We start from the raw sequence: 23389 nt of genomic DNA, 5'->3' as shown, positions 1-23389 counted from the left end.
TGTGCGGTGGGTTCCTGTTTCCGCCGCTTGTTCCCCGCGAAACATCTGTCCTTTTCCCCGTTTCCAAGCCAGCCCTGGAATCTGTTTTCTTCTTTGGGGCGTCAATCCCGCTCAGACCGGTGCGGGCAGGTCATCCGGCATCATACATTCGTAGGTCCGGCCCTGCATACTCTCCCTGAACTCATCCTGTGCCTTGAGCACCCGCTCAGGCTCGGTGAGCAGCCGCAAACCTGCGAGCGCGGTCACCTTGGAGCCGTAGAGCATCCCTTTCTGGCCGATCGAGCGCCCCAGGCAGGCCGCTACCAACCAGCTGTGCCCCGGCGCGCCGATGCTGTAGCAGGCGGTTTTATAGAAGGTGGTCGGTACGATATGGCCCACATCCCCGACATCGGTGGAACCGTAATCGTCGGCCTCGTCGATCGTCATAACCCCCGAATGAAGCTGGGTGTCCGGGTCCTTTGCGCCGGAGAACCGTACGCTCTCTTTCCAGAGGTCGGGCACCGTCTCATTGATTTTGCGGGCGTATGCGATCTCCTCTTCGGTCCACGGCTCCTGCGGGATCGCACGCATACATTCGTCGATCAGATCGGCAAGCTGGTGGTTGGGAAGGGTCGGATAGCAGCCGCCCAGCCGTTCTACCGTCAGTTCGGTTTCGGTCATCCATGCGGCCCCCTGCGCCACCTTGAGCATCCGCTCTTCGACCATCTTCATCGTCTCACGGGTCAGGGCGCGGTCATAGTACCAGACGGTTGCATGATCCGGAACGATATTCGGCGCACTTCCGCCATCGGTAACCACATAATGCATCCTCACATCCATCGGGACATGCTCCCGCAGATAGTTGATCCCCACATTCATCAGCTCCACCGCGTCGAGCGCGCTGCGCCCCTTCTCCGGATCACAGGCGGCGTGTGCGGTCTTGCCGGTGAAATGGTATTTCACCGAGTTCACCCCGGTGCAAACGCTGTAGGATGCGCGGGTATACCGTCCGGGATGCCATGCGAGCGCGCAGTCCAGCTCCCGGAATGCGCCTGCCCGCGCCATAAACCCCTTGCCGGTCAAAACCTCTTCGGCTGGGCATCCGTAAAAGACCAGGGTGCCTGAGAGTTTCTGCTCCTCCATCTCCCGCTTGATCGCCGCAGCACTGCCTGCCATGCCTACTGCGAGCAGGTTATGTCCGCAGCCATGCCCGTAAGCGCCCGGGACCTCCGGCTCCTGATATGGAACGTCCTTCTGGCTCTGTCCGGGCAGCGCGTCATATTCCCCGAGGAAGCCGATCACCGGATGTCCGGAACCCCACTGCGCACGCAGCGCGGTCGGCAGGCCGAAGCATCCCCGCTCGACCTGAAACCCCTCCGCCTCCAAAAATGCGGCGCAGGTGTCGCTTGCAATTTTTTCCTGATAGGGTCCCTCCGGATTCTCCCAGATTTTCCTGCTCATCGCGCAGAGCTGGCCCGACAGCTCCTCGATCGACGCAAATGCTTTTTCTCCCAGCATCATCATGAAACCTCCTTTTGCCCTTCCTGATTCTTTTTCTGCAATTTAATGATAATTTTTTGCTATTTATAAGATAACATTTTGCGATCAAAATTGCAATCCGGAACGATCGATTTTTTTGTTTTTCTCTGTTCCTGTCAAGAAAAAGCGGTCCTAATTGGTGGTTTTTCCAGATAAGCAACCGTGAGAAAAAGGGATGGCTTATATATCCTGCTAATTTCTATGAATATTTAATGATAAATTTATATCTTTATATTGACATTCCATTTCAAATCATTTAGTCTTAAAAAGGCGGAAAATGTGCGGCCAAATCACCAAACAACTGATAAGAAAAGGGGAATTTCAATGAAAACAAAAATTGGGATCATCGGACTGGGAACGATGGGCATGGGTATTGCGGAAAATCTGCTCAAGCGCGGCTATGTGGTGCAGGGCTTTGACCTGCTGCCCGAACGGATGCAGCTGCTGGAGCAGAAGGGCGGAACGGCAGCCCCCTCCCCCGCACAGGCTGCGGACGGCGCATCGGCTCTGATTCTGATGGTTTTCAACGGCGAGCAGGTGCAGGACGTCCTGTTCGGGCAGGACGGGGCTGCAAACGTGCTTCCCAAAGGGGGCAGTGTGCTGGTTACCGCATCGGTTGGATACGCGGCCTGTGAGGAAGCGGAGAAAGGGCTGGAACCGTTGGGCCTGCATCTGGTCGACTGCCCGGTGCGCGGTACCGCTGCAACCAGCGCTTCGGGTGAACTCTACCTGATGGTCGGCGCATCCCCGGAAGCGTTCTCCAAAAATCAGGAGCTGCTCAACCAGCTCGGCTCGACAGTCATACGCGTCGGGGACAAGCCCGGCATGGGGCAGAAAGCCAAAACCTGTATGCAGGCGTTTTTCAGCCTGATGTTCGAGGGAACCTGTGAGCTGCTGGCGCTCGGGACCGCATCCGGCCTGGACCCCCGCACTGTTTTTGAGGTGCTCGACGGGACCAGCGCTTCCAACGGCATCTTCCGGGCCACCGCCAAGCACGTCGCCGGCAGGGTGTTTACCGGCACCGGGAACCCGCTCTCGATCCTCGATAAAGACATGCAGATCGCCTGTGCATCCGCGTCCGCATTCGGGCTTTCCCTGCCCGCCCTCGAGGGTATCTCGTCCAACTTCCGCGAGAGCATGAAACAGTGCGGCAAGGAGGACATCTGGTCGGTGGTCAAAACACTGGAGCAGCCCGCCGGGCTGGAAATCCAGTTCGATTTCCCGGAATAAGCACAAAAAGGCTGACCGCCTAAAAAGCGGTCAGCGCTTCCTTTCCAGCTGGGGGACATACGCTTTTGCGGGAGGCTGCGCCGAAGTGCCGAGGAATACCTCCGGTTCCAGCACCACCTTTTTTACCGTATTGAACTGAATCTGATGCTCTTTGATCTCCTGAATCCGCTCCAGCACGATCCTGGCAGCGATGATTCCGGCGTCCACATAGCTTGCCCCTACCGCGGTGAAGTCCCGCTGATCCTCCCCCGACTGGAAGATTCCAAACGGTACCACACTGATATCCTCGGGCACCCGTTTGCCCGCAGCGGCCAGTTCATCCACAATGCCGCGCGCCATCGCGTAGTTGGAGGAAAGAACGGCGGTTACTTCCGGCATCTCGGAGAGCAGTTTCCGCGCCGCCTGCACGCCTCCCGACTTCTCCAGATTCCCGGAAAGGATATACTTTTCATCGGCGGGCAGCCCACGCCTGTGCATTGTATCCAGATAGCCCATCCGCTCCTCATAGGAGCCTGACGCCTCCGGAGGCGCGTTGACCAGCGCGATGTACCTGTGCCCCATATCGGCCAGAAAATTAACGCCGCAGATCGAGCCGTGGTAGCTGTCCAGAATGACCGAATCTACTTTCGACCATGCTTCGCACCAGTGCACCGCCACCAGCGGGAGCTGCCGGTGCTTCTCGGCGATCCGCGCCAGCTCGGTGCGGGCGGCAAGGCTGGTGATGACGATGCAGCCGTCCACCACCCCCCGCTCGATCAGTGCAGTGAGGTATTCATCAAAATAGGCGGCCTTTGCGCCTGTTTCACAAAAGATTGAGAGATAGCCATTCTCCCGCAGATAGTTTGCCGCTGCCCGTACGATCGCGTTGGCGTTGCGGGTGATGTCCTCCATCACCATAACGATCATCCGGGCGCGCTGCCGCTCGGTGAGTGCCTCGACCTTTTGTGGACGGTAATCCAGCTCTTTCATTGTGTCGAGGATAAACTGGCGGGTCTTTTCGTTCACGCTCGGATTGTTCGCTATCACACGCGAAACCGTTACAGGAGAAACATTGCACTTCTGCGCGATGGTTTTGATTGTAGTCTTCATGGTTCTTTCCCCTTTGGCGCATATTCAGCAGTTTTTTCTTCCCGAATTTCCCAAATCCTATCACAATTATATCAAAATGGTAACATTATTGCAAGTTATTAGAACCGCTTTTCCGCCCAAATTCGCCTTTTTTGTATGCTTTTCAACCATCTTGTCAAAACCACAGGTTTTGACATCCACAGCCGAGCTGTGGAGCCGGGTTCTATTTTCGGTGCTGTCGCCCGATCATCCGGAAACTGTGAACCTGTATTCATAATCAGATGATGCCGGATGGGCGAGGGATTTTGCTGCCCTGCAAGGCGAAAAAACGCAGACAATACTTTGTGTATTGCAAGATTTTTCAACGCGGCAGGCCAGCCAAAGACCCGCTCAGGCGGTGTCGAATGGTTGTGAATACGGGTTCTGTATTTCTATTCTTTTTTAATCCAACGAAGGAGGTCGTTCTTTATGAAAACTGGCTGCTGTCTGCTGCTGCTCGCCACCCCGGATGACCCGCTTGCCCGCAGAGCTGTCCCGCTGGCCGGGCAGTCAGGCTACGATTATGCGGAGGTATCGCTTGCGCGGCTGCTCCTGCTGGACGCCAGGGAAACCGCCGCCTACCGCAAACTGCTCGATGAAGCCCGCTTGCCTGCCGAGGTGTTTAACAACGCGATCCCCAAAGGAATGGCGTTGATCGGGCCGCACGCTGATCCTGTGCGTCTGGAAGACTATATCCACCGCTCCCTCTCGGCAGCCGAACAGATGGGGACCAGCCTCATCACGATGAGTGGGCCGAACCGCGCCACCGTTCCGGAGGGCTTCGACTGGGAGCGGGACGGCTTCCCGCAGTATCTGGAGTTCCTTCACCGGTTCGGGACGCAGGCAGCGGAACGCGGGGTCTCGCTGGCGATCGAGCCGATCAACGACGAGGAACACAGCTTTGTTTCCACCCTCTCGGATGCGCAGCGCGCAGCGGATGCCTGCGGGTGTGGGAATGTCGGTGTGATCGTTGATTTCTACCATTTCTGGAAACAGCAGGACAGCCCTGATTCGCTCATGCAGCTCTGCCGCGGCCAGAAGCTCCGGCATATCCATTACGCGGCATATCCTGAGCGCACCTATCCATTGCAGGACGATCTATCTGCTTGCCGGGATGCCCTCGAACCGCTCTTTTCCGCTGGATACCAGGGGCGGGTCAGCATCGAGGCGTATGCCCGGAACCCCGTTTCCGACCTCCCGGAAGCCTGCCGCCTGCTGCATAACCTTTTTTAAACTGTCCTACCTTTTCGAGGGTGCTTTTTCACTTGCAAAAAGCACCCTTTTGCCGTTCTTAGGCGGCAAATTACCCGAAAAACTGCTGCTGGAACGTCATGCATGGCCCGACCGGTGCGAAACGCCGAATCTCAGGCCGGAGCGCGGCGCTAAAATCTCGTCCATTTTTGCCCGGCCTAAGAGCCGCTTTGGCAGCTGCGCTCTGAAACGCTCGCAGTGCGGCGGTCAAAAACAGCGGGGCGTGGTGGCGGAGCCTTCATCGCCCTGCAAAATATCCCTACAGAAAAAGGGGGCCCAGCGGATTCCGTCCGGGTCCCCTTTTTGGAGCCTTCTTTTCGGGTCAGGCGTTTGCGCGCGATTTATAGCTATCCAGCACCGCGGCAAACAGGGTGATCCCTCCGGTAAACACGAGCTGCCAGAACGAGTTGATCCCCTCGCTGTTTAGCCCGTTGCGGATCATTGCGACCAGAAAAACACCTACAAAGGTACCGATGACACTTCCCTGTCCGCCTTTCAGGCTGGTCCCGCCGATGACCGCAGCCGCAACGCATTCGGTATGCAGCAGATCGGCAGTGCCCGAGCGGGCCGCACCCATCCGCGACATCAGCATCATGGCCGCTACCGCCGCCGAAACGGCCGAAATCATATAACAGGCGATCTTGACCCGCTTTACGTTGATCCCCATAACCTGCGCCGCAACGGGATTTCCGCCGCAGGCGTAGACCTTGCGCCCGAACGAGGTGCAATGCAGCACATAAAGCCCGAACAGCATGATCAGCAGCGCAATCCAGGTCAGATTGGAGATGCCGAACGTCTTGGTCCATGCGAACTGGGTGTAGACGCGGGGTAACCCATACTGGGTCTCCTGTTTGGTATAGTAGGCGACGATACCGCGCACCACATAGCCGGTCGCGATCGTCCCGATAAACGGGGGCAGGCCGATAATAACGACAAACAGGCCGTTAAAAAATCCGATCAGCAGGGCAAACGCCAGCATCATCAGCATCGACATGGGGATATTCCCGGTCGATGAGAGGTACAGGGTCGCAACCACACTGGAAAAGGCAATCTGGGAGCCGACTGACATATCGTTGTTGCCGCTGACAAGCACAAACGTGATCCCCACCGCACAGACCAGATAATAGGCTGACTGTTCAAACACGTTGACCATATTGCGGGCAGTGAGAAAATCCGGATTGATGATCGCAAAGGTTGCGAAGATCGCGATAATCGCGAGATACAGGCCGCAGTTAAGCATCAGTTTCTGTGGTGTCAGCCAATCACGGGAAAACGGAAGCCGCCGGGCCGGCTGGGCGGTAGTTCTTTCCATGCCGAAACCTCCTTCGTGCTGTCTGCACAGCAAGATTCACCCATTCCGGGAGCCGGCGGCGGATAGCGCCGCCGGCCCCGGTCAGGGGACTGGACACTCTGCCGCTCAATTATGCGGGAGGAAGCGCCCACAGCAGATTCTCCTTCTGGAGATAGTCCACATTGTGACGGGTGACGATCATGGTCGGGAGCTTGTTGTTCTGGCCCGCTACCGAAGTGTCACCGTTGAAGTAGTCCTGGCAGACCTTGAGCACGTCGCTTGCAAAGAGGTCGAAACGCTGGTTTGCAACGATATCGTTTTCGCCTGCCTGGATGCCCTTGACAACACTCGAGATACCGTCAACCGACGCGATGATGACATGGCGCGGATCCTCGGGCGGGAAGAGCATGTTCAGTTCCTTGAGCGCGGAGACGACCGGTGCAACCTGGTTGTCACCCACGACGAAGATGGCTTTGATGTTCGGGTTGGTTTTGAAGCCGTCCAGCACCGCGTTGTAAACCTTCTCGATGTTGGATTCTACGCTCGGCTCGCCGACAACCTTGAGGTGCGGCCAGTAGGCCAGCTCATCGTTGAGGCCGGACATACGGTCACGGACTGCGGAAGAGGTCATGTTGCCGACGCATTTGAGCACTTCCACCGATCCCTCTGCTGCGGGGTTGCCGTCTGCATCGGTCATGGTCATCATCGCGATCGAACGCGCGACGTCGCGTCCGCAGCAGACGTTGTCGGTTTCCAGGGTGAAGTAGATGTCCGCGCTGATCCGGCGGTCAACCGCGATTACCGGGATGCCCTGCGCCATGATGTTCTCAACCACCGGCGCGATTCCGTCCGGGTCAACCGAGTTGCAGATAATCAGGTCGCAGTTCTGGTTGGCGAGGTCCTGAAGCTGGTCGATCTGGCGTTCCAGGTTGCCCTCCGCCTGGAGCAGGATCAGCTCGTCAATCCCGTACTCCTTGTAGTGGTCCTGATAGTTCTGGACCAGCACCTGGGTTGCCTCCGCCGCAAGGCTCGACCAGCAGATGCCGACGATATTTTTGCCGTCGTCGATATTGGGGTTTTTGACCGCCCCGGCCGCTGCGCCGGAGCCGCCGCCCTGTGGTGCGGGGGCGCTGCTGCCGGAACTTCCGGAGCAGGCTGTGAGCAAGAATGTGGCTGCGAGCGCGAGCGCTCCCATTTTCAGCAGATTCCGTTTCATAATTGTCCCTCCATTTTTATTTTTCGGTTCAGGAATTCCTGTCCGTTGCGAGGCGCATCTCCCGTTCCCGCTTTTCCTGATATTTTTTCAGCAGATCCATGCTGACGGTGAAGAGCACGACTCCACCCCAGAACACATTGTAAAGATAGATCGAGACGTTGAACATCCGCAGGAGCTGATCCATCGAGGCGATGACGAACACCCCGAGCAGAGTGCCGATGATGTTGCCGCTGCCGCCCAGCATACTGGTGCCGCCGACAACCACCGCCGCCATACAGGAAAACTCCATCTGTGCGCCCATCCCGAACTGTGCGCCGCCGATCCGCGAAACGTTGATCGTCCCCGCCAGCCCGCAGAGCGCGCCGGTCACCAGGAAGGTGATCTCCCGGATGCGGAAGACGTTGACGCCCGAAGCGGCGATCGCATCTGAGTTGTTGCCGATTGCATAAACATATCGGCCGAACCGGGTGTGGTTCATGACCACCACGCTGATCAGGAAGAGCAGCAGGAAGATGAGCACGCTGATCGGGATATTGAACAGCCGGCTCTGCCCGAGCTTGGAAAAGGCGTCCGGCATCTTGATCACCGAGTCCCGCCCAATGATGATCGACGCCAGCCCGTTGCAGACCTGCTGCATCGCGAGGGTGGTAATCATCGAGGGCAGCCCGAGCTTGACAATCGCATAGCCGTTGAACGCGCTGACCAGCATACAGACGATCATCGAGCAGAGCAGCCCCAGCAGCATGCTTTCGGTCGCCTGGTAGACACGCACCACCAGAACGCCGCCGAGATAGATCTGCGCACCGACCGAAACGTCGGTCACGCCGGTGAGGATCAGCATGGTCATGCCGATTGCGGCCAACCCCCAGATCGCAGCCTGCGAGCCGAGCGACATCAGGTTGGAGATGGTGAAGAACACCGGCATCTTAATCAGCACAAACACTGCCAACAGCGCGATCAGGATCGGGGTCGCATTTTTGAACACAAGGCTTTTCACCCGATTGATTCCGCTCATACCGTTTTCCCTCCCATACATAGTCCGACGAGTTTTTCCTGTGTGGCGTCCTCGCGGTTAAACTCGCCGATGATTTCGCCGTCCCGCATGACCAGGATGCGGTGGCACATGCCGAGCATCTCGGACTCTTCGCAGGAGATCATGATGACCGAAAGCCCCTTGCTTACCATCTCGGTAATCAGCTCGTAGATCTCCGCCTTGGCGCCGACATCCACGCCGCGGGTCGGCTCATCCAGAATCAGCACCTTGGATTCGGTCATGAACCACTTGGACAGGACCACCTTCTGCTGGTTGCCGCCCGAGAGGGTGCCCGACCGCTGTTCCGGACCGGTCGCCTTGATGAGGAACCGGCTGAACGCATCCTTGACCAGCCCCATCTCCTTTTTGCGGCGGACATAGCCCGCTCCCGGCACGCTGATCCGGTCGAGGATCGGGAAGGTCAGGTTGCGCCGGATGTCCATTTTGAGCACAAGCCCCTCTTCCCGGCGGTTTTCGGTCAGAAAGCTGATCCCGTTTTTCATCGCCCGGTGCGGGGAACCCAGTTTGACCTTGTTCCCCTCAATATAGATTTCCCCCGAGGCGAGGTAGTCCAGCCCGAAGATCGCCCGCGCGGTTTCCGAGCGCCCCGCGCCCACCAGCCCGAACAGGCCGAGGATTTCCCCCTTGCGCAGGCTGAACGAGACCCCCGCCAGCTTGCGGTTGACAAGGTCTTTCACCTCAAGCACCTTCGGGGCGTCCTCCCCTGGTGCGGGCGGGAGCTGGGGGAAATACTGTTCCAGCTTTCGCCCGATAATCAGGCTGACCAGCTCGTCGTTGGTCGCGGCCTTGGTGTCCAGCGTGCCGACGTTCTCGCCGTTTCGCAGGACAGTCACCTTGTCGCAGATTTCAAAAATCTCGTCCGATTTGTGCGAGATATAGATGATGCACGCCCCGCCCGCCTTGAGCTTGCGGATGATCTCGAACAGGATGCGGGTTTCGCGGTTGGTCAGCGAGGAGGTCGGCTCGTCGAAGATCAGGATTTTCGCGTCGAGCGAGAGCGCCTTGGCAATCTCGACCTGCTGCTGTTCCGCGATGCTCAGTTCCCCGAGGCGGGTGGTCGGCTCGACATTCAGCCCCACCTCGTCGAGATACTTTTTCGCCATCTCGTTTTTCTTTTTATCGTCTATCAGGCGGAAGGGCCCTTTGACCGGCAGGTTGGAGATCATGATATTCTCCGCCACGCTGCGCAGGTCAAACAGCTTCAGCTCCTGATGGATGAACGCGATTCCCGCGCGCTCCGCCGCCTTGGTGTCGTGAATCTGGACCTCCTGCCCGTTGATGCAGATGCGTCCGGAATCCTTGGTATAAAGTCCGCCGAGCACATTCATCAGGGTGGACTTTCCCGCGCCGTTGCCGCCGAGCAGCCCGTGTACCTCCCCGGACGCCGCCGAGAAGCTGACCCCCTTCAGGACTTCCACCCCGTAGAAACTCTTATGGATGTCCTCAATTACCAGATAATCCATATTCGCCATTGTCCAACCCTCTTTCACAGGACAACCTGTACAACCTCCCCGGAGGGCAGGGACTGTACGTCCAGATCGTATTTCTGGGTATCCTCCGCAAAGCTGCAGATGATCGAGGTTTCATTCTCGAGCGGCATGGGGGTCCAGTGCCAGACCTCCTTGCCGACGACCACCGCCTGCTTTTCGGTAATCAGGAACGCCTCCGCCTTCTGGTAGTCGGGCTGGTTCTTGCCGTCCACCTGTTTGTTCGGGCAGAAGACAATCACGATCGGGCCGGTCAGCGGGGTCATAAACTCCTCGGTCTTGAAATGCCGCTCCATGTTGACCGTCCGGAACGGGCGCTTGAAAAAGGTCGAAACCCCGATCTGGAAGATACCCGAATCGCACTGATAGAGACTCAGCTTCGGCCAGAAATTGAACCGGTCGGTTGGACGGTCGGGGGTGCCGTCGGTCGGGATGCAGATTGCGGTCCCGTAGGGGGCGAACGCTTCCCTTGTCAGAGGCTGCGCCTGTATATTCAGAACGCTCATGGTGGTGTCTCTCCTTTCGTTGTCAGGTCAAGCCTGATCGATATACTTTTTCAGAAAACGCCGGTTGATCCTGCACAGGCAGCTCATCTCGTTGCCCACGCGCACCTCACCCGCGAGGTTCAGCAGCATGTATCCATCACACTGGGCGATCCCGAACTCCCGTTCCATCCGGCGCACCAGATCGGTATAGCCGATCTTCATGGCCGCAGTCAGGTCGGAGCAGTTGGGCAGGCCGATCGAGCCGATCCATTCGTCGGTGTTGACCTGCGGGCACCCGACATAATGCGCCTCCTCCCGAGAGAGCAGGGTCACCCGGACCTTGACGGTCCCCTGGCACTCGAGCGCGCATCCGGTGATTTCGCCGTCGCCCTGGCAGGCGTGCACATCGCCGACCGAGAGCAGCCCGCCTTCGACATTGACCGGGAGTACCACCGTAGCACCCGGGCGGACCTCCGGCAGGTCGATATTGCCGCACCATTCCGACCCCTGATAGAACGAAGCCCGCCGGTCATATTTGGGAGCCACCCCGATCGAACCGACAAACGGGGACATCGGGATTTCCAGATGTGCGCCCGGCTCCTCGAGCTTCATGGTAATCTTCCCGTCCTTGAACGGGCAGATGCGGGTTTTGGCTTCAAGCGGCTCCTGGAAGGTGCCGAGTATGTCCTCCAGCACCCCTACGCCGCTCTGGATCGAGGTATAGCCGCCCTGGAAGGCCAGGCCCGGGGTGACTTCAAGGATTTCCACCGCGAGGCAGTCCCCTTCCTTCGCCCCTTCCACATAGACCGGGCCGGTCACCGGGTTGCAGCCGCCCGCCGCTTCGTAAATCTTCTCAAATTCCGGCCAGAGGTCGGTCTCCTTGCGGATCAGGCCGCAGTTTGCATCCTCGGTCTCAAAGATCACGGTGTCGCCCGACTGTATGGTTACTGCCGGCGGTGTCTTTTTCTCATAGGAAAATTGTCTCTGCTCGATACCGAGCCTCACTGTTTTGCTCAAATCTGACACACTCCCTTTCTCCACCGGCTCATTTCAGACGGTATTTTTCCAGCAGCTTGCGGTCGATCCGGCAGACACAGCTTCCCCCGTTGCCGACCCGCATCTTTCCCGCCAGATTCAGGATCATATAGCCGTCGCAGAGCGGGATGCCGTATTCCAGTTCCATCCGTTTGGCAAGCTCGACATAGCCATTGGCCATCGCATTGGTCAGGCGCCCGCGGTTGGCGATCGAGATCACCCCGATCCACTCATCGCTGTCCACCTGCGGCCAGGTCAGATAGGTAGACTGCTCCTTGGGGATCAGCCGGACGGTTGCTTCAATGATCCCCTGGCACTCGAGCGCACATCCGGTGATCTCACCATCGCCCTGTACGCCGTGTACATCCCCCATCGAGAGGAGCGCACCTTCGACATGCACCGGCAGCAGGACGGTCGAACCAACCTTGACATCCGGGCAGTCGACGTTGCCGCACCACTCGCGGCCCTTATAGAACGAGGCGCGCCGGTCGTATTTGGGGGCCACCCCGATGGTGCCGACGAACGGCGCTACCGGGATTTTGATATACTCCTCGTTGTTGTCCAGCTTATAGATAATCTCATCGTTTTCGATCTTGAGGATGCGGGTTTTCGCGCCCAGCGGCTTCTGGATCGTGCCGTTGATGTCCTCAAGCGAGCCCACGCCGCTCTGGATCGAGGTATAGCCGCCGCCCCGGGCAAATCCGGGCACCACCCGCTTGATCTCGACCGCGAGGTTGTCCCCCTCTTTCGCCCCTTCCACATAGATCGGTCCGGTCACCGGGTTGCAGCCGCCTGCGGTTTCGTAGATTTTCTTGAATTCGGGCCACAGATCGGTCTCCCTGGTGATGAGGCTGCAATTTGCGTCCTCGGTCTCCAGGATCACCGTATCCCCCGAACGGATGGTGGCAGCAGGCGGGAGATCCTTGTCAAACGCGAATTTCCTGTGCTCCATCCCCAATTTTACAATTTGGCTCACCGTTTCCCCTCCATTCCAAGTTGCTTGATCCCTGTCATTTGCGATGCCGCTCGAGCACCTTCCGGCTGATCTTGCACAGGCAGCTCGAACCGTTGCCCACCTGCACTTCGCCCATCAGGTTGAGGAGCTGGTAGCTGTCCAGCTGATCCATGCCGTACTCCTTTTCCATCCGGCGGATCAGCTCGGTATAACCGGTCCGGACCGCTTCGCTCAGGTTGCGGTAGCCCAGACAGGCGATTGCACCGATCCACTCGTCAGTGTTGGCCTGCGGCCAGTCGCAATAGTGCACCTCTTCAGCGGAAACCACGTCGATCTGTACTTCCACGACCCCCTGGCACTCGAGCGCACACCCGGTGATCTCGCCATCCCCCTGAAGGGCATGGATGTCACCGATCGAGAAGAGCGCACCCTCCACATGGACCGGCAGCACCACCGTCGTGCCCACACGGATGTCACAGATGTCGACATTGCCGCACCAGTCCTGCCCCTGATAGAACGAGGAACGGCGGTCCTCCTTGGGCGCTACGCCGATCGTCCCCACAAATGCCCGCACCGGAAGTTTCAGGTAATCATCCGAATTGTGCAGTTTGAAGTGGATTTCGTCCCCTTCAATCGGGCAGATTTTGGTACGCGGTTCCAGCGGCTGCTGGAGCGATCCTTTGCAGTCCTGCAACATGCCCAGCCCGGAATAGATCGAGGTATAGCCACCGTTCCGGATGAACCCCGGCACCACCCGCAGGATTTTTACCGAGAGGCAGTCCCCCGGATGGGCCCCCTCGACATAAACCGGCCCGGTCACCGGGTTGCAGCCGCCCCCCTTGGCGTAGAGTTTCGGAAACTCTGCCCAAAGGTCTGTCTCCTTGGTAATCAGGCTGCAATTCGCGTCCTCGGTTTCGAACACGACACGGTCCCCTGAACGGATCGTCGCAACCGGTTTTGCTTCCCGATCGAATGCGAACTTTTTATGTTCCATCCCAATCTTCAAAATTTCTCCCATGCCGAACCTCCCTTTCTGTCCTGACTTGTATCCTTTCTGATTCAAAATCGCTGCAAATCCCTACAGGCAGTTTTTAAAACTCTTTGGTCACTACAACCTTATCGCGGGTGATGTCTTTCAAGGTACGGCAGCCGGTCATACGCATCGCGTTTTGGAGTTCCCAGACCAGCTTCTGGGTATATAGTTCAACGCCGCGCGCCTCGCCGCCCTCGGCAACCACGATATACGGACGCCCGATCAGCACCGCATCCGCGCCCAGCGCAAGCGCCTTAAAGACATCCTCGCCATGTCGGAAACCGCCGTCAATAATCAGGAGCAGCTTGTCCCCGACCGCATTCCGTATTTCCTCGAGCACCTCGATCGTCGAAAGCGACTGGTCCATCGTGTTTCCCGCGTGATTGGAAATAACGATGCCTGTGGCACCCGCCTCGACCGCTTTGAGCGCACCCCGCGCACTCATGATCCCTTTGAGGATGAACGGTTTTTTGGTGATCGAAAAAATCTCCCGAAGCTGCTGTGCGGACTTGGGATAGGTTTTTCCCTTGCCGTTGACCGAAAGGTAGGCCAGCCCCACGCAGTCGATATCATGCCCGATCGCCATGACCCCTGCATCCTCTGCCATCCGGATTTTTTCCCGGATGATCTCGGGCGACCAGGATTTGATCGCCGGGATGCCCACTCCGCCATGCTCCCGCAGGCAGCGCAGCGGTTCGGTGTAGGCACCCTCACCCATCGTATCAGGGGTCCAGCCGAAGCAGCCGGCCGCCATCACCCCATCAAGCAACGCTTTGGTGAAGTCGTAATCCCCTGAAAAGTGGGTGGAGGGATTGAAGCTGGAGACATGCCCATACGCCCCCGACATAATTGGCGCACGAAACCGGTGCCCAAACAGTTCGACCGAGCTGTCGATCTCGCTGCCATCCCCGCCCTCATAGATCGTGTCATACACCAGACGGATCTGCTGTAATTTGTCATAGTTCCGGATTGCCGATCCGGAGCGTTCGGTCGGGATCATCTTACAGTTCTGGCTGTTGCAGATGCGGCAGGCGCGGCATTTTGGCATCATATACTGCCGGGCGTTCTGCATAACCCCCTCAAGCTCCTGTAGAACCTCTCTATAGTTCATCCTGTCCGCCGGACGTAGTGCTTCCACAGTTCACACCTCGACTTTCTTCATATTTGCACGTTTGATAACACTTGATGCTTTTTATGATATATTATTATCAAAACCATTTCAATCGTTAAGATAGACAAAAATCGCTTTATTTTTTCTACCTCGTCTCTTTTTTGTACTGTTTATACAAAATATTTTTGTATTTTCGACTATAAATCCGATTTTTTTCAAAAAACGCTTGACTTAATCTCCCCTAATTGTTATCATCTATGTTAAAAGTAGAGATTCTTTCGATCAATTTTTAATCAATTTTTGGATTTCAAAAAGGAGGTTTTTTCTATGTCAATCCGTCAGATCCCGGTACAGCCACTCACCCAGGAAGCCTTTGCGCCCTATGGTACGGTGATCGACCTGCCTGAAAAGCCCGAGAACTACGAGCTGCGCAGCTCCGACCGGTTTGACTTTTTCCCCAAGCTCTGCACCTATCAGTGCGATTCCGGCATCTTCCAGATCGGGGTATCCACCCTCTATCAGCGTCCCTACCGGACGGTCAACATGGAGCGTCATTACCACACACAGGAGCTGATGGTCCCGCTCACCAATCCCATTATTATTGTCTTTTCCAAGAACAAGGGTCTTGACCCGCAGGAGGAACCGGATATCAACGAAGCCGAGGCGTTCCTCATCAACACCCGGCAGGGGGTTGTCGTGGATACCGGCGTCTGGCACTGGACCCCGATGCCGGTCGGCGGGGATTCCAGGATCATCTGCAGCTTTGCCGAGAACACCTCCGCAAATGACGTGGATGTACATAAATATCCGGCGGGCGAAGTGCTGGAAGTTCTGGTGTAACCACGGGAGGCGTTGAAGATGAACAGTTCTCCCTTTCTGATCGGGGCGACAGTGGCGATGGGGGCGCCCGCCGGTTCCCCTTTCCCGATTGTCACCTCAGATTTTTACCAGTCGATCGACTGGCTCTGCAAAAAAGGGTTCGACAGCATCGAACTGCATATCCGCACCCCCGAACAGGTGGACGGTCCGCGCATGAAGGATTACTGTGTAAAAAAACCGATCCGGATCTCGTCGATCGGCACCGGCATGGCTTATGGAATGGAAGGGCTGAGCATCACCAGCTCTGACCCTTCGATCCGCGAAGCGGCGATCCAGCGCCTGAAAGGGCAGCTTGATCTGGGCGCACTGCTCGGCTGCCCGGTCATCATTGGATCGATGCGCGGCCGGATCGGCAGTTCCCAAACGTTTGAACAGGTGGACGCCTGGATGGTTGATTCGATGCGGGAGCTTGCCGATTATGCGGAAAAGGTGGACGGGGAGCTGGTCATCGAAGCGATCGACCGGTTTGAGACCAACTACCTCAAGACCGCAGACGACGTGCTCGGCCTGATCGACCGGGTCGGAAGCGACCGGGTTCTGGTGCATCTGGACACCTTCCATATGAATCTGGAAGAGCGTGACTGGCGCACACCCATCCTCCACTGCGGGAAAAAGCTTGGACATGTGCATGTGGCAGACAATACCCGCTATTATCCCGGCTGGGGCCTGATTGATTTCCGACCTATCCTGTCCGCACTCTCGGAGATTGGGTACCAGCGCAGCCTGACGATCGAGTGTTTCCCGGTTCCGGATGGTTACACCGCCGCCGAACGGGGACTCCGGCATCTGCGCGCCCTGATCGAAGCCTCCTCCAAAGACTGACGCGCCCCCCTCACCTGCTGGCCTGTCAGTCATCACGATAACGTCGGCAGGCATACAATGTATGCCTGCCGACGCTGCAATGTGAGAAAACAAAAGCATCATTCTGGTTTTTTCAATGCTTTCCTCCTAAAAAAATGGGCATGGCGTTTCCCGCGTCATGCCCATTTTTTAGACCCAACCGCCTGACAGGCCTTTTTCCTGCTTTTTTACGTGAATTGCAAGTGAAATTGCAAAAAAAGTTATGAAAATGTTAAACTTTGTGGAAATTAGACAAAGCGGAAGCAATGGCCATTGTAAAAAGCGCAGAGAGTTTCAGCTCTCTACGCTTTCTTTTTTTATTCTCCAGAAGAATTCTCGCTGCTTGATACTGTGCGATCAGGAATCTCTACATAGGTTATCAAATCCTCTGGATCAATTGTTTCAAGAGGGTCTTTCCATTCCACACCCTCCGCAACATCAAACCACTCGACGGAGCCATCTAAATCCATGGGTGTTCCGTCCGCATTAACACCTAGATTATATTCCTTGTCCGGAACAGATGTGTGCTGTATCATGTACGTGGTGAGAGGTACCCCAACAAAAGCGAACGTTGCAAGGAACAAAAGGCACAACAAACCATCGACAAGTATAGCCAATCTCCTAGAATCACGCAACAGACAACGAAAGACAATTCGGACGATTCCAAAAATTAAAATTAAAACTACAGTGGGAAGGATAATCTTTAAAAAATTAGGTAGAAGGATTTCCTTTAACATATCGTCAAGGACATCTGGGTTTATGGTTGGCAAATCTGTCATATAGCACACCTCAAACTGTCATAAATTTTGCAGGTACTCCATGAAAAGATCATTGGAGCACCGGAACCCCAGAATCTTTCTGGGATAGTTGTTTATCCAATCCTCGATCTGCTGCACCTCCTTTGCGCTGTAGTTTTCAATCGGCGTACCCTTGGGAATAAATCTCCGGATGATTGCGTTTGCGTTCTCGTTGGAGCCGCGCTCCCAGCTTGAATAAGGATGGCAGTAATAGACCTTTGTGCGCGGATTCTTTGTCCTCACAGACTTTTCCATCCCAGCAGTATCCATGAATTCAGAACCATTGTCCACTGTGATTGACTTAAAGAGAGCCGGAAAGCGTTTGCCGTATCTGCGCTCCAGCCTATTAAGAGCGGCCACCACTTCCGCACTGGTCTTGCGTTTCAGCTTTAAAATCATCTCCTGCCGGGTCAATCGTTCGGTTAAGACAAGCAGTGCCTGCCCAGCGCCTTTTGACTTTCCCACAACCGTATCCATCTCCCAATGGCCGATCTCCTGTCTAGAATGAGCAGCTTCCGGTCTATCCTCTATGCTTGTGCATAGGGGCTTTTTTGTTCTCACCGCATGTACTCTCTTGTAAGGCTGCTTCCGTTGTCCTTTGCGTAGCAGATGCCGGTTAGTGATCCGCAAAAATACCTGCTTGTCTATGTAATTGTAAAGCGTTCTGGTACAAATAGATGTCCGGAAGTGCAGTCCCTTTGTCCGGATTTCTCCCAATACTGCTGCAGGGGAATAGTGCTTCTCCGCTATTCCGCATTCAACGTAGGCCGCAAAGTCGTGATCGTTCCCGATCTTTAGCTGTGCACCCTTTGACGTAGCCTTATAATCATAATCCTTTTGCGCAATGTCCGCACTGTAGGCCCCTACCATCCTCCAATCGGTTTCCATGCGCTCATAGTGTCCCCGCTTCAATTCCCGGTAGATCGTACTGAGTGAGCAGCCGATTTCCTTTGCGATATAGGCAGGAGATTTCCCAGCTTTCCGATATGCTTCGATTTTGATTCTATCCGTATAGACCAGATGCCGGAATTTCCCCTTTGTCCCCACTGTCGTTCACCCTTCGCTGTTCGCCATACGTGTTTTACAATACCGTCCTTAGATTGCACCCGGAGATGCCGGTCAGCTTTTGTGCCATAGGCTCCACGGAAAGTAAATAGCTTTCGCAGGTTACAAACAGTTACAAATCACTCGCAGAGTATACCACAATCCACCGTAAAGGCCGATTTGTAACCATTTGTAACCTACGGTCTATTGACTGTCCGCTGCGCCTATGCCCTCCTTGCAAGCAAGGAGGGGGCAAGCCCCCACACCCCCCGCAAAGCGGGGCACTCCCAGCCATGCCGGTAACCTAGCGGGAAACCTATTTGCCATCCTGCATGTCCTGCTGAATTAAGTCTAACAGATAGGCACGTACACTGAGACCCTTCTCTTGAGCGCGTTTTTTAATCTGGTCAGCCTGCTCGAATTTTACTCGAAAACGAATTTCCTGCAAATTTTCTTTGATATATTTTGCTGTAGCACGCTTTTGCGCTTCCGACGCTGGCATAAGCGATCACCGCCTTTCACAGCAATTATAACACAGAATCGACAAAAAACGCAATGCAAAAAACCTACATATAAAGCGCTCTATATTTATGCAATATGCGAATTGATATAAGGCGCTCAATATAGTATAATAGAGACAGATAAAGAAACCGCCCTCCAAAAAGAAAGGCGGTGAGAATATGCAAAGTAAACGGCTTCGCGATCTGTTACATTTCGTTGTAACGCATCCCGGCAACCGCTACTTCTGCAAATACCATAGTGGCATATGGTATCTGCGGATAGGCGGATAAAGCCTAGTCGATAACCTTTAGCAAAAAGGCGGTTTCTTTATCCTCTATTAAGATAACATATCACACAAAATTTGTCAATCACCTGTCCTATCGGGTATACGGGGAGAAAGGAAACGCCATGACAGAATTTACAAAGGAGTCATTCAGGGCGCTTACCTTCCGAACAGATCATTCAATCAAAGCGATTTCAAAAGATTGGGCAAGTGAGATTCGCGAAGGGATTTCATGGGTGATCGTCTGGAAATCTGGTAGGAATTGGAATGCTCAGGGGCTATGGCTAAACCCGGAAACCGAAACATTGGAGCTGGAAGATCTAAAGTTGGCCCAAGCAATACTGGAAGAGGATCCGATGGCCATCATGATAAATGGCTACTACTGCGGAGGATTCGATGAACATATGACTATAAAAGAGATTGCAACAGCGATCCGCTGGCACTACGAAAATGGATACAATAGGCTGGATAACTCAACAGCATATACCCAAGTCCAACGTAAAGCCCAAAACACATTAGCTCTGACAACCAAGAAGTGAAGGGAGGGAAAAAAGATGGAGCAGCCTGTTTATAGTAAAATCTACCCAACAGATCAAAGGGATTACCGGTACAATTACACTACCCAAAAGCTCCAGCGCATTGAAAAGCGCATCCGATTTAAAGAGATCAACGGAATTAACTGCTCGGTCGTAGAATCCGAGGTTACCGCAGAATTTGACGTGCGCCACCAGCTTTGGGATAAGATGCCTGAATACTGGGTGCAGCTTTATGACAGCGAACCGCGCAGAGTTGCCGAATGGCTCAAATAGCGAAGGAAGCCGCCCGATCGGGCGGCTTCTGTTTACTCTCCGCGATCTTTACGCGGGGAGAATGGGATTTTTGCCATGCGTTCAATCTTCTCGAATGTATCGTAACATGCGCGCAGGCCATCAGACTGAACAAAGCTGGACTTGCGCAGGGGTTTCACCTTTTTCTTTAAGACAGCCGGATTTTCAATTACCGTTGCATATTGAAGCGCGTCATACTCCCGATTTTTGGTCAAACGGCCTGCCCACGTCGAGCAGCTGACCACCGTTGCGGCCTGTTCCCGGAGCGGCTTGGCAACACGTGTGAAAAACTGGGCGGTTGCCACGATCTTTACCCGCTGTTTGCGTTGCTGGGATACCTCGGATAAGAGCGATTCCGGAACGTCGTTCCAGCTTTTGGCGGAATACTCGGAGTGAATTTCATCAATCGCAAAGATAATGCCGTCTGTGCCGTTGCGGAGCGTCAGCATGTCCCGCCAGTCGGTCATGATGTGATCCGACCGGTAATACGCAAAGTTGGTCACAATAATGCACTTCGGGTATCGTTCTTTCATAAGTTCGAGATACCGCACCATTGAGATTGTTTTTCCCGCGCCCTGCCGGCCAACGTAAAAAGTAAAACCATACTCGTTAAATTCCCCCCGGTGCAGATCACGTTCGAGAAAATCCACCAGCAGCCAGCGGAACAGATCAAGCCACTTGTTGTGTATGTACGGCTGTCGCAGATCATCCGGCACGAGCTTTAAGGGATTGAATTTGTACCGGACAAAGAAATAGACCAACGCGCCGAAGATCAGGAGCAGGGCGCCGCCGAAAACACACTTGAACAGCAGCCCAAAGAATGCACCGATTGGAGCAAACATCTTGCCGAAAATGGCACCAAAATCTATCATTATGACACCCCCGGAATTTTACGTAATAGCCACATAAAGATTGACCATATAAATTTGAGATTATAAACCACAAGGACGATCAACAAACACTTACTGACCACTGGGAAGGACACAAACATATTCAGCAGCCGGACAACATAGAAGAGCGGAGACATGGAAACGTTCAGGCCGCTAAAGGATGGGAATTTTGGAAGCAGATTGATTAAAAAATGAGCCATCGAAAAAAAGAGGTTGCAGAAAAACTCAACGATCATGCTATCCCTCCTCAGTAAAAAAAGTGCGCAGCTTATGATAGCAGACGATCGCAGTCAACAGGCAAACGGCAGCAGTCAGAACATCCCGAATCAGCTTTAGGTAAGGCTGCGCAGGGGCCATAAATGCTACCCTTGTACCGCGATAACCGGAGAACAGAAAGTTGTTGGGGATGGTAAGGCTAAGGGAAACAGGAGGGGGATTGCTTAATGTTTTGAAAAAGCTGTCTATCATCTGGTACAACTCGCCCAATCCCGCAAACCTGCTGTTGATATGCCTGTTTAGCCGGGAGAGCTGATTGTTAAAGTAGTTGCCATCCGGGACGAATATGTCCCGAATGAAGCCACCAACATCCGAAAACCATGAAAGAACACCCCGACCAGAACCGTCAGCGGCAAAAGTCGGGACGGATGCGAAGGCCAGAACCAGAACAGCAAGCAAAATAACAAATATCCTTTTGGGCATTTTCGTTACCTCCTTCGGCGGCGTGATCTCCTGCCGCTACGCTCTTCGTATTCGCGGGCAAGCTCATCATAAATGGCCCGCCGCTCATGATACCGTTCTGGGTACATAGTCCTATACATTTCATCGACATCGTCCGTAACATGCCGATCGTCCAATTTACGTGCTCTAACGGCCAGCGGATAACGTGCCCGGAATCGTTCCTCGGCTTCGTAACTGGATTCACGATTTGCAACCTTGCTTTCAGCTGCAAGGTCCTCGTTGCGGCGCGTAAACTCAATTCCAGCAGTAGCAGATACTTCCTTGCGATACAAGGATTCTTCCAAAGCTCGTTCCGGATGCCGTTCGCGCATCTCCTGTTCGGTCTGATAAGACAGTTCGCGGCGACGGACAGATTCTTCCAAAGCTCGTTCCGGATGCCGTTCGCGCATTTCTTGTTCGGTCTGATAGGACAGTTCGCGGCGACGGACAGATTCTTCCAAGGCGCGTTCTGGATGCCGTTCGCGCATTTCTTGTTCGGTCTGATAAGACAGTTCGCGACGGCGGACAGATTCCTGCAAATCTCGTCCGGGATGTCGCTCCCGAAGCTCCTGTTCCGCATCAAATCCAGTTTCCCGATTGACAATCCTGCTTTCGGTTGCAAGTTCTCGGTTGCGGCGTGCAAACTCAATGCCAGCAGTTGCAGATATTTCCCTGCGATGGATAGATTCTTCCAAAGCCCGCTCGGGATGCCGTTCCCGGATTGCCTGTTCCGCTTGAAAAGACAGTTCGCGCTGATAAATTTTTTCGTTCAGATCGGCCAGAGGATTCCGAAGCCGGAAACGCGCTTTGGCAAGCATGTTAATTTCCATGTCCGCGACTTTATCATCAACAATGCTGTCAAGATGCCGTTTTCGATCTTCGGCCTTTATACGACGCTGAAACTCGCGTTTCCAGACGCCATTATAAAGGTTCAGCTTATCCAGGAAAAGCCGAATAAAAATCCCTGAAATCAGGGAGACAGAAGTCAAGACACCAAAAATCCGCAATCCAGTATTCGAAATGGCTCCGAATGTCAGCTCTAAACTTTTGGGCAATGCTTCCAGCATATCTGTTGTAAAGACTGTGCGCGGCATATCATAAGTTGGCGGAGGCCAGGGGATGTCAATTTCTGCAAAACAGGGGACTGCGCAAAACAAAAAACAGGTAAGCATCGTTATAAAAATAGCCGCCTTTTTCACCTGCTACCCCTCCTATTTGCCAAATTGGTGAATGATCTCTAAGGCCACGTATACCGCCGAAATAACCATGAATGCATAGATGCAAATATTAAAAATGGAACCAACATTCGCCCGGACTGTGAGAGCCATTTCATTGAGTGCGTCCATGGAAATGACTACAAATTCTTCGTAAATAGCGCATCACCCCCAATCATAATTGAACGGGTCTATCCACTCCACACCTTCCGCAATATCGAACCATGTAAGCGGGTCTTTCCATTCCACACCGTCCGCAATATCAAACCATGTAAGAGGGTCTTTCCATTCTACCCCCTCCGCAATATCAAACCATGTAAGAGGGTCCTTCCATTCTACGCCCGCAGCGACATCCGGAAACTTGCCGGAAGAACTCGAAGAACCGGAAGAATCTTTGCGGTAAAGGACATGAACCGTTAAATCCCTTTCAGGCATGATACCGGATACAATCGTTCTATCGGCTGTATAGCCTTTGATAGTCGGGGAAGTGATCTCGTAGCTGCTTCCGGCTGTGAGCGAGCGCGTGACCGATTGTGCGGCCTGTGAGCCGTTTTCGTAACGATAGTTGACCGTCAGGTTGTAGGTCTGCGGCTCGGGCGGTGGGACTGCCGTATAGGTGACTGT

General features: G+C 54.6%; 24 protein-coding genes. 6 read left to right on the top strand and 18 right to left on the bottom strand.

The features are described from left to right. Positions 1-111: 111 nt before the first annotated feature. Positions 112-1503, bottom strand: coding sequence for an amidohydrolase (locus tag C814_RS12855; RefSeq protein ID WP_242829007.1), 1392 nt, complete (start codon positions 1501-1503; stop codon positions 112-114). A gap of 339 nt (positions 1504-1842) precedes the next feature. Between C814_RS12855 and C814_RS12850 the strand changes: the two genes are divergently transcribed. Further along, complete coding sequence (locus C814_RS12850) at positions 1843-2748, top strand: NAD(P)-dependent oxidoreductase (RefSeq protein WP_016315753.1); 906 nt, start codon at positions 1843-1845, stop codon at positions 2746-2748. Between the two features lie 30 nt (positions 2749-2778). Here the strand turns inward: C814_RS12850 and C814_RS12845 are convergent, their stop codons facing one another. Then, entirely contained in the window at positions 2779-3837 is a 1059-nt protein-coding gene (locus C814_RS12845; protein ID WP_016315752.1) for a LacI family DNA-binding transcriptional regulator, read from the bottom strand. A 447-nt stretch (positions 3838-4284) separates the two neighbouring features. Here C814_RS12845 and C814_RS12840 point away from each other — a divergent pair, with 447 nt between their 5' ends. Further along, positions 4285-5088 carry a sugar phosphate isomerase/epimerase family protein gene (locus C814_RS12840; RefSeq protein ID WP_016315751.1) on the top strand — a complete coding sequence of 268 codons (804 nt, stop codon included), beginning with the start codon at positions 4285-4287 and terminating at the stop codon, positions 5086-5088. A 340-nt stretch (positions 5089-5428) separates the two neighbouring features. Here C814_RS12840 and C814_RS12835 read toward each other — a convergent pair whose 3' ends face one another. The 9 genes from C814_RS12835 to C814_RS12795 form a co-directional block, all read right to left on the bottom strand. Further along, positions 5429-6418, bottom strand: coding sequence for an ABC transporter permease (locus C814_RS12835; protein WP_016315750.1), 990 nt, complete (start codon positions 6416-6418; stop codon positions 5429-5431). A 109-nt stretch (positions 6419-6527) separates the two neighbouring features. After that, entirely contained in the window at positions 6528-7613 is a 1086-nt protein-coding gene (locus C814_RS12830; RefSeq protein WP_016315749.1) for a sugar ABC transporter substrate-binding protein, read from the bottom strand. A gap of 28 nt (positions 7614-7641) precedes the next feature. Further along, positions 7642-8628 carry an ABC transporter permease gene (locus C814_RS12825; protein WP_016315748.1) on the bottom strand — a complete coding sequence of 329 codons (987 nt, stop codon included), beginning with the start codon at positions 8626-8628 and terminating at the stop codon, positions 7642-7644. Then, positions 8625-10139: a sugar ABC transporter ATP-binding protein gene (locus tag C814_RS12820; protein WP_016315747.1), complete on the bottom strand. Its 1515-nt coding sequence runs from the start codon at positions 10137-10139 to the stop codon at positions 8625-8627. The genes C814_RS12825 and C814_RS12820 overlap by 4 nt, the downstream gene beginning before the upstream one ends. A 14-nt stretch (positions 10140-10153) precedes the next feature. Then, the gene (locus C814_RS12815) at positions 10154-10660 is read right to left on the bottom strand and encodes an ureidoglycolate lyase (protein WP_016315746.1); all 507 of its coding nucleotides are present in this window, start codon (positions 10658-10660) and stop codon (positions 10154-10156) included. Positions 10661-10687: 27 nt separating this feature from the next. Next, positions 10688-11656: an acetamidase/formamidase family protein gene (locus tag C814_RS12810; RefSeq protein WP_016315745.1), complete on the bottom strand. Its 969-nt coding sequence runs from the start codon at positions 11654-11656 to the stop codon at positions 10688-10690. Between the two features lie 28 nt (positions 11657-11684). Continuing rightward, the gene (locus tag C814_RS12805; protein WP_016315744.1) at positions 11685-12650 is read right to left on the bottom strand and encodes an acetamidase/formamidase family protein; all 966 of its coding nucleotides are present in this window, start codon (positions 12648-12650) and stop codon (positions 11685-11687) included. A 34-nt stretch (positions 12651-12684) separates the two neighbouring features. After that, positions 12685-13647 carry an acetamidase/formamidase family protein gene (locus C814_RS12800; RefSeq protein WP_016315743.1) on the bottom strand — a complete coding sequence of 321 codons (963 nt, stop codon included), beginning with the start codon at positions 13645-13647 and terminating at the stop codon, positions 12685-12687. Between the two features lie 73 nt (positions 13648-13720). Next, positions 13721-14773, bottom strand: coding sequence for an alpha-hydroxy-acid oxidizing protein (locus C814_RS12795; protein WP_022788387.1), 1053 nt, complete (start codon positions 14771-14773; stop codon positions 13721-13723). Positions 14774-15100: 327 nt separating this feature from the next. Here C814_RS12795 and C814_RS12790 point away from each other — a divergent pair, with 327 nt between their 5' ends. Next, positions 15101-15613, top strand: a complete 513-nt coding sequence (locus C814_RS12790) for an ureidoglycolate lyase (protein ID WP_016315741.1) — start codon at positions 15101-15103, stop codon at positions 15611-15613. 18 nt (positions 15614-15631) lie between these two features. After that, complete coding sequence (locus tag C814_RS12785; protein WP_016315740.1) at positions 15632-16474, top strand: sugar phosphate isomerase/epimerase family protein; 843 nt, start codon at positions 15632-15634, stop codon at positions 16472-16474. A gap of 335 nt (positions 16475-16809) precedes the next feature. Here C814_RS12785 and C814_RS12780 read toward each other — a convergent pair whose 3' ends face one another. The 3 genes from C814_RS12780 to C814_RS12770 form a co-directional block, all read right to left on the bottom strand. Next, a complete protein-coding gene (locus tag C814_RS12780; RefSeq protein ID WP_016315739.1) occupies positions 16810-17271 on the bottom strand; it encodes a hypothetical protein in 462 nt (153 codons plus the stop codon). 18 nt (positions 17272-17289) lie between these two features. Then, on the bottom strand, positions 17290-18336 hold the full coding sequence (locus C814_RS12775) for an IS30 family transposase (protein WP_016315738.1): 1047 nt from the start codon (positions 18334-18336) through the stop codon (positions 17290-17292). 313 nt (positions 18337-18649) lie between these two features. Next, a complete protein-coding gene (locus C814_RS12770) occupies positions 18650-18835 on the bottom strand; it encodes a hypothetical protein (protein WP_016315737.1) in 186 nt (61 codons plus the stop codon). 407 nt (positions 18836-19242) lie between these two features. On the opposite strand from C814_RS12770, the gene C814_RS0104650 reads away from it, so the two are divergent. Next, a complete protein-coding gene (locus tag C814_RS0104650) occupies positions 19243-19656 on the top strand; it encodes a hypothetical protein (protein ID WP_016315736.1) in 414 nt (137 codons plus the stop codon). Between the two features lie 15 nt (positions 19657-19671). Next, on the top strand, positions 19672-19926 hold the full coding sequence (locus tag C814_RS12765; protein ID WP_016315735.1) for a hypothetical protein: 255 nt from the start codon (positions 19672-19674) through the stop codon (positions 19924-19926). 32 nt (positions 19927-19958) lie between these two features. On the opposite strand, the gene C814_RS22270 is transcribed toward C814_RS12765, so the two are convergent. The 4 genes from C814_RS22270 to C814_RS24135 all read right to left on the bottom strand — a co-directional run. Further along, positions 19959-20816: a zonular occludens toxin domain-containing protein gene (locus C814_RS22270; protein ID WP_016315734.1), complete on the bottom strand. Its 858-nt coding sequence runs from the start codon at positions 20814-20816 to the stop codon at positions 19959-19961. Between the two features lie 255 nt (positions 20817-21071). Continuing rightward, positions 21072-21533: a hypothetical protein gene (locus C814_RS12750; RefSeq protein ID WP_016315732.1), complete on the bottom strand. Its 462-nt coding sequence runs from the start codon at positions 21531-21533 to the stop codon at positions 21072-21074. Between the two features lie 5 nt (positions 21534-21538). Beyond that, positions 21539-22750: a hypothetical protein gene (locus C814_RS23620; protein WP_016315731.1), complete on the bottom strand. Its 1212-nt coding sequence runs from the start codon at positions 22748-22750 to the stop codon at positions 21539-21541. Positions 22751-22930: 180 nt separating this feature from the next. Further along, positions 22931-23389, bottom strand: a 459-nt coding sequence (locus C814_RS24135; RefSeq protein ID WP_016315730.1) for a MucBP domain-containing protein, incomplete at its 5' end; no start/stop codon positions are given.

It is taken from the genome of Anaerotruncus sp. G3(2012), from assembly GCF_000403395.2.
Taxonomy (GTDB): Bacteria; Bacillota; Clostridia; order Oscillospirales; family Ruminococcaceae; genus Anaerotruncus.
The sequence above is the reverse complement of the archived record's forward strand: the minus strand, read 5'-3'. Positions and strand labels throughout refer to the sequence as shown.

What these genes read in the sequence shown, in the direction of transcription:
- C814_RS12855 (WP_242829007.1), bottom strand. Translation starts at nt 1,503, where the DNA reads ATGATGATGCTGGGAGAAAAAGCATTTGCGTCGATCGAGGAGCTGTCG.
- C814_RS12850 (WP_016315753.1), top strand. Translation starts at nt 1,843, where the DNA reads ATGAAAACAAAAATTGGGATCATCGGACTGGGAACGATGGGCATGGGT.
- C814_RS12845 (WP_016315752.1), bottom strand. Translation starts at nt 3,837, where the DNA reads ATGAAGACTACAATCAAAACCATCGCGCAGAAGTGCAATGTTTCTCCT.
- C814_RS12840 (WP_016315751.1), top strand. Translation starts at nt 4,285, where the DNA reads ATGAAAACTGGCTGCTGTCTGCTGCTGCTCGCCACCCCGGATGACCCG.
- C814_RS12835 (WP_016315750.1), bottom strand. Translation starts at nt 6,418, where the DNA reads ATGGAAAGAACTACCGCCCAGCCGGCCCGGCGGCTTCCGTTTTCCCGT.
- C814_RS12830 (WP_016315749.1), bottom strand. Translation starts at nt 7,613, where the DNA reads ATGAAACGGAATCTGCTGAAAATGGGAGCGCTCGCGCTCGCAGCCACA.
- C814_RS12825 (WP_016315748.1), bottom strand. Translation starts at nt 8,628, where the DNA reads ATGAGCGGAATCAATCGGGTGAAAAGCCTTGTGTTCAAAAATGCGACC.
- C814_RS12820 (WP_016315747.1), bottom strand. Translation starts at nt 10,139, where the DNA reads ATGGCGAATATGGATTATCTGGTAATTGAGGACATCCATAAGAGTTTC.
- C814_RS12815 (WP_016315746.1), bottom strand. Translation starts at nt 10,660, where the DNA reads ATGAGCGTTCTGAATATACAGGCGCAGCCTCTGACAAGGGAAGCGTTC.
- C814_RS12800 (WP_016315743.1), bottom strand. Translation starts at nt 13,647, where the DNA reads ATGGGAGAAATTTTGAAGATTGGGATGGAACATAAAAAGTTCGCATTC.
- C814_RS12795 (WP_022788387.1), bottom strand. Translation starts at nt 14,773, where the DNA reads ATGAACTATAGAGAGGTTCTACAGGAGCTTGAGGGGGTTATGCAGAAC.
- C814_RS12790 (WP_016315741.1), top strand. Translation starts at nt 15,101, where the DNA reads ATGTCAATCCGTCAGATCCCGGTACAGCCACTCACCCAGGAAGCCTTT.
- C814_RS12785 (WP_016315740.1), top strand. Translation starts at nt 15,632, where the DNA reads ATGAACAGTTCTCCCTTTCTGATCGGGGCGACAGTGGCGATGGGGGCG.
- C814_RS12780 (WP_016315739.1), bottom strand. Translation starts at nt 17,271, where the DNA reads ATGACAGATTTGCCAACCATAAACCCAGATGTCCTTGACGATATGTTA.
- C814_RS12770 (WP_016315737.1), bottom strand. Translation starts at nt 18,835, where the DNA reads ATGCCAGCGTCGGAAGCGCAAAAGCGTGCTACAGCAAAATATATCAAA.
- C814_RS0104650 (WP_016315736.1), top strand. Translation starts at nt 19,243, where the DNA reads ATGACAGAATTTACAAAGGAGTCATTCAGGGCGCTTACCTTCCGAACA.
- C814_RS12765 (WP_016315735.1), top strand. Translation starts at nt 19,672, where the DNA reads ATGGAGCAGCCTGTTTATAGTAAAATCTACCCAACAGATCAAAGGGAT.
- C814_RS22270 (WP_016315734.1), bottom strand. Translation starts at nt 20,816, where the DNA reads ATGATAGATTTTGGTGCCATTTTCGGCAAGATGTTTGCTCCAATCGGT.
- C814_RS12750 (WP_016315732.1), bottom strand. Translation starts at nt 21,533, where the DNA reads ATGCCCAAAAGGATATTTGTTATTTTGCTTGCTGTTCTGGTTCTGGCC.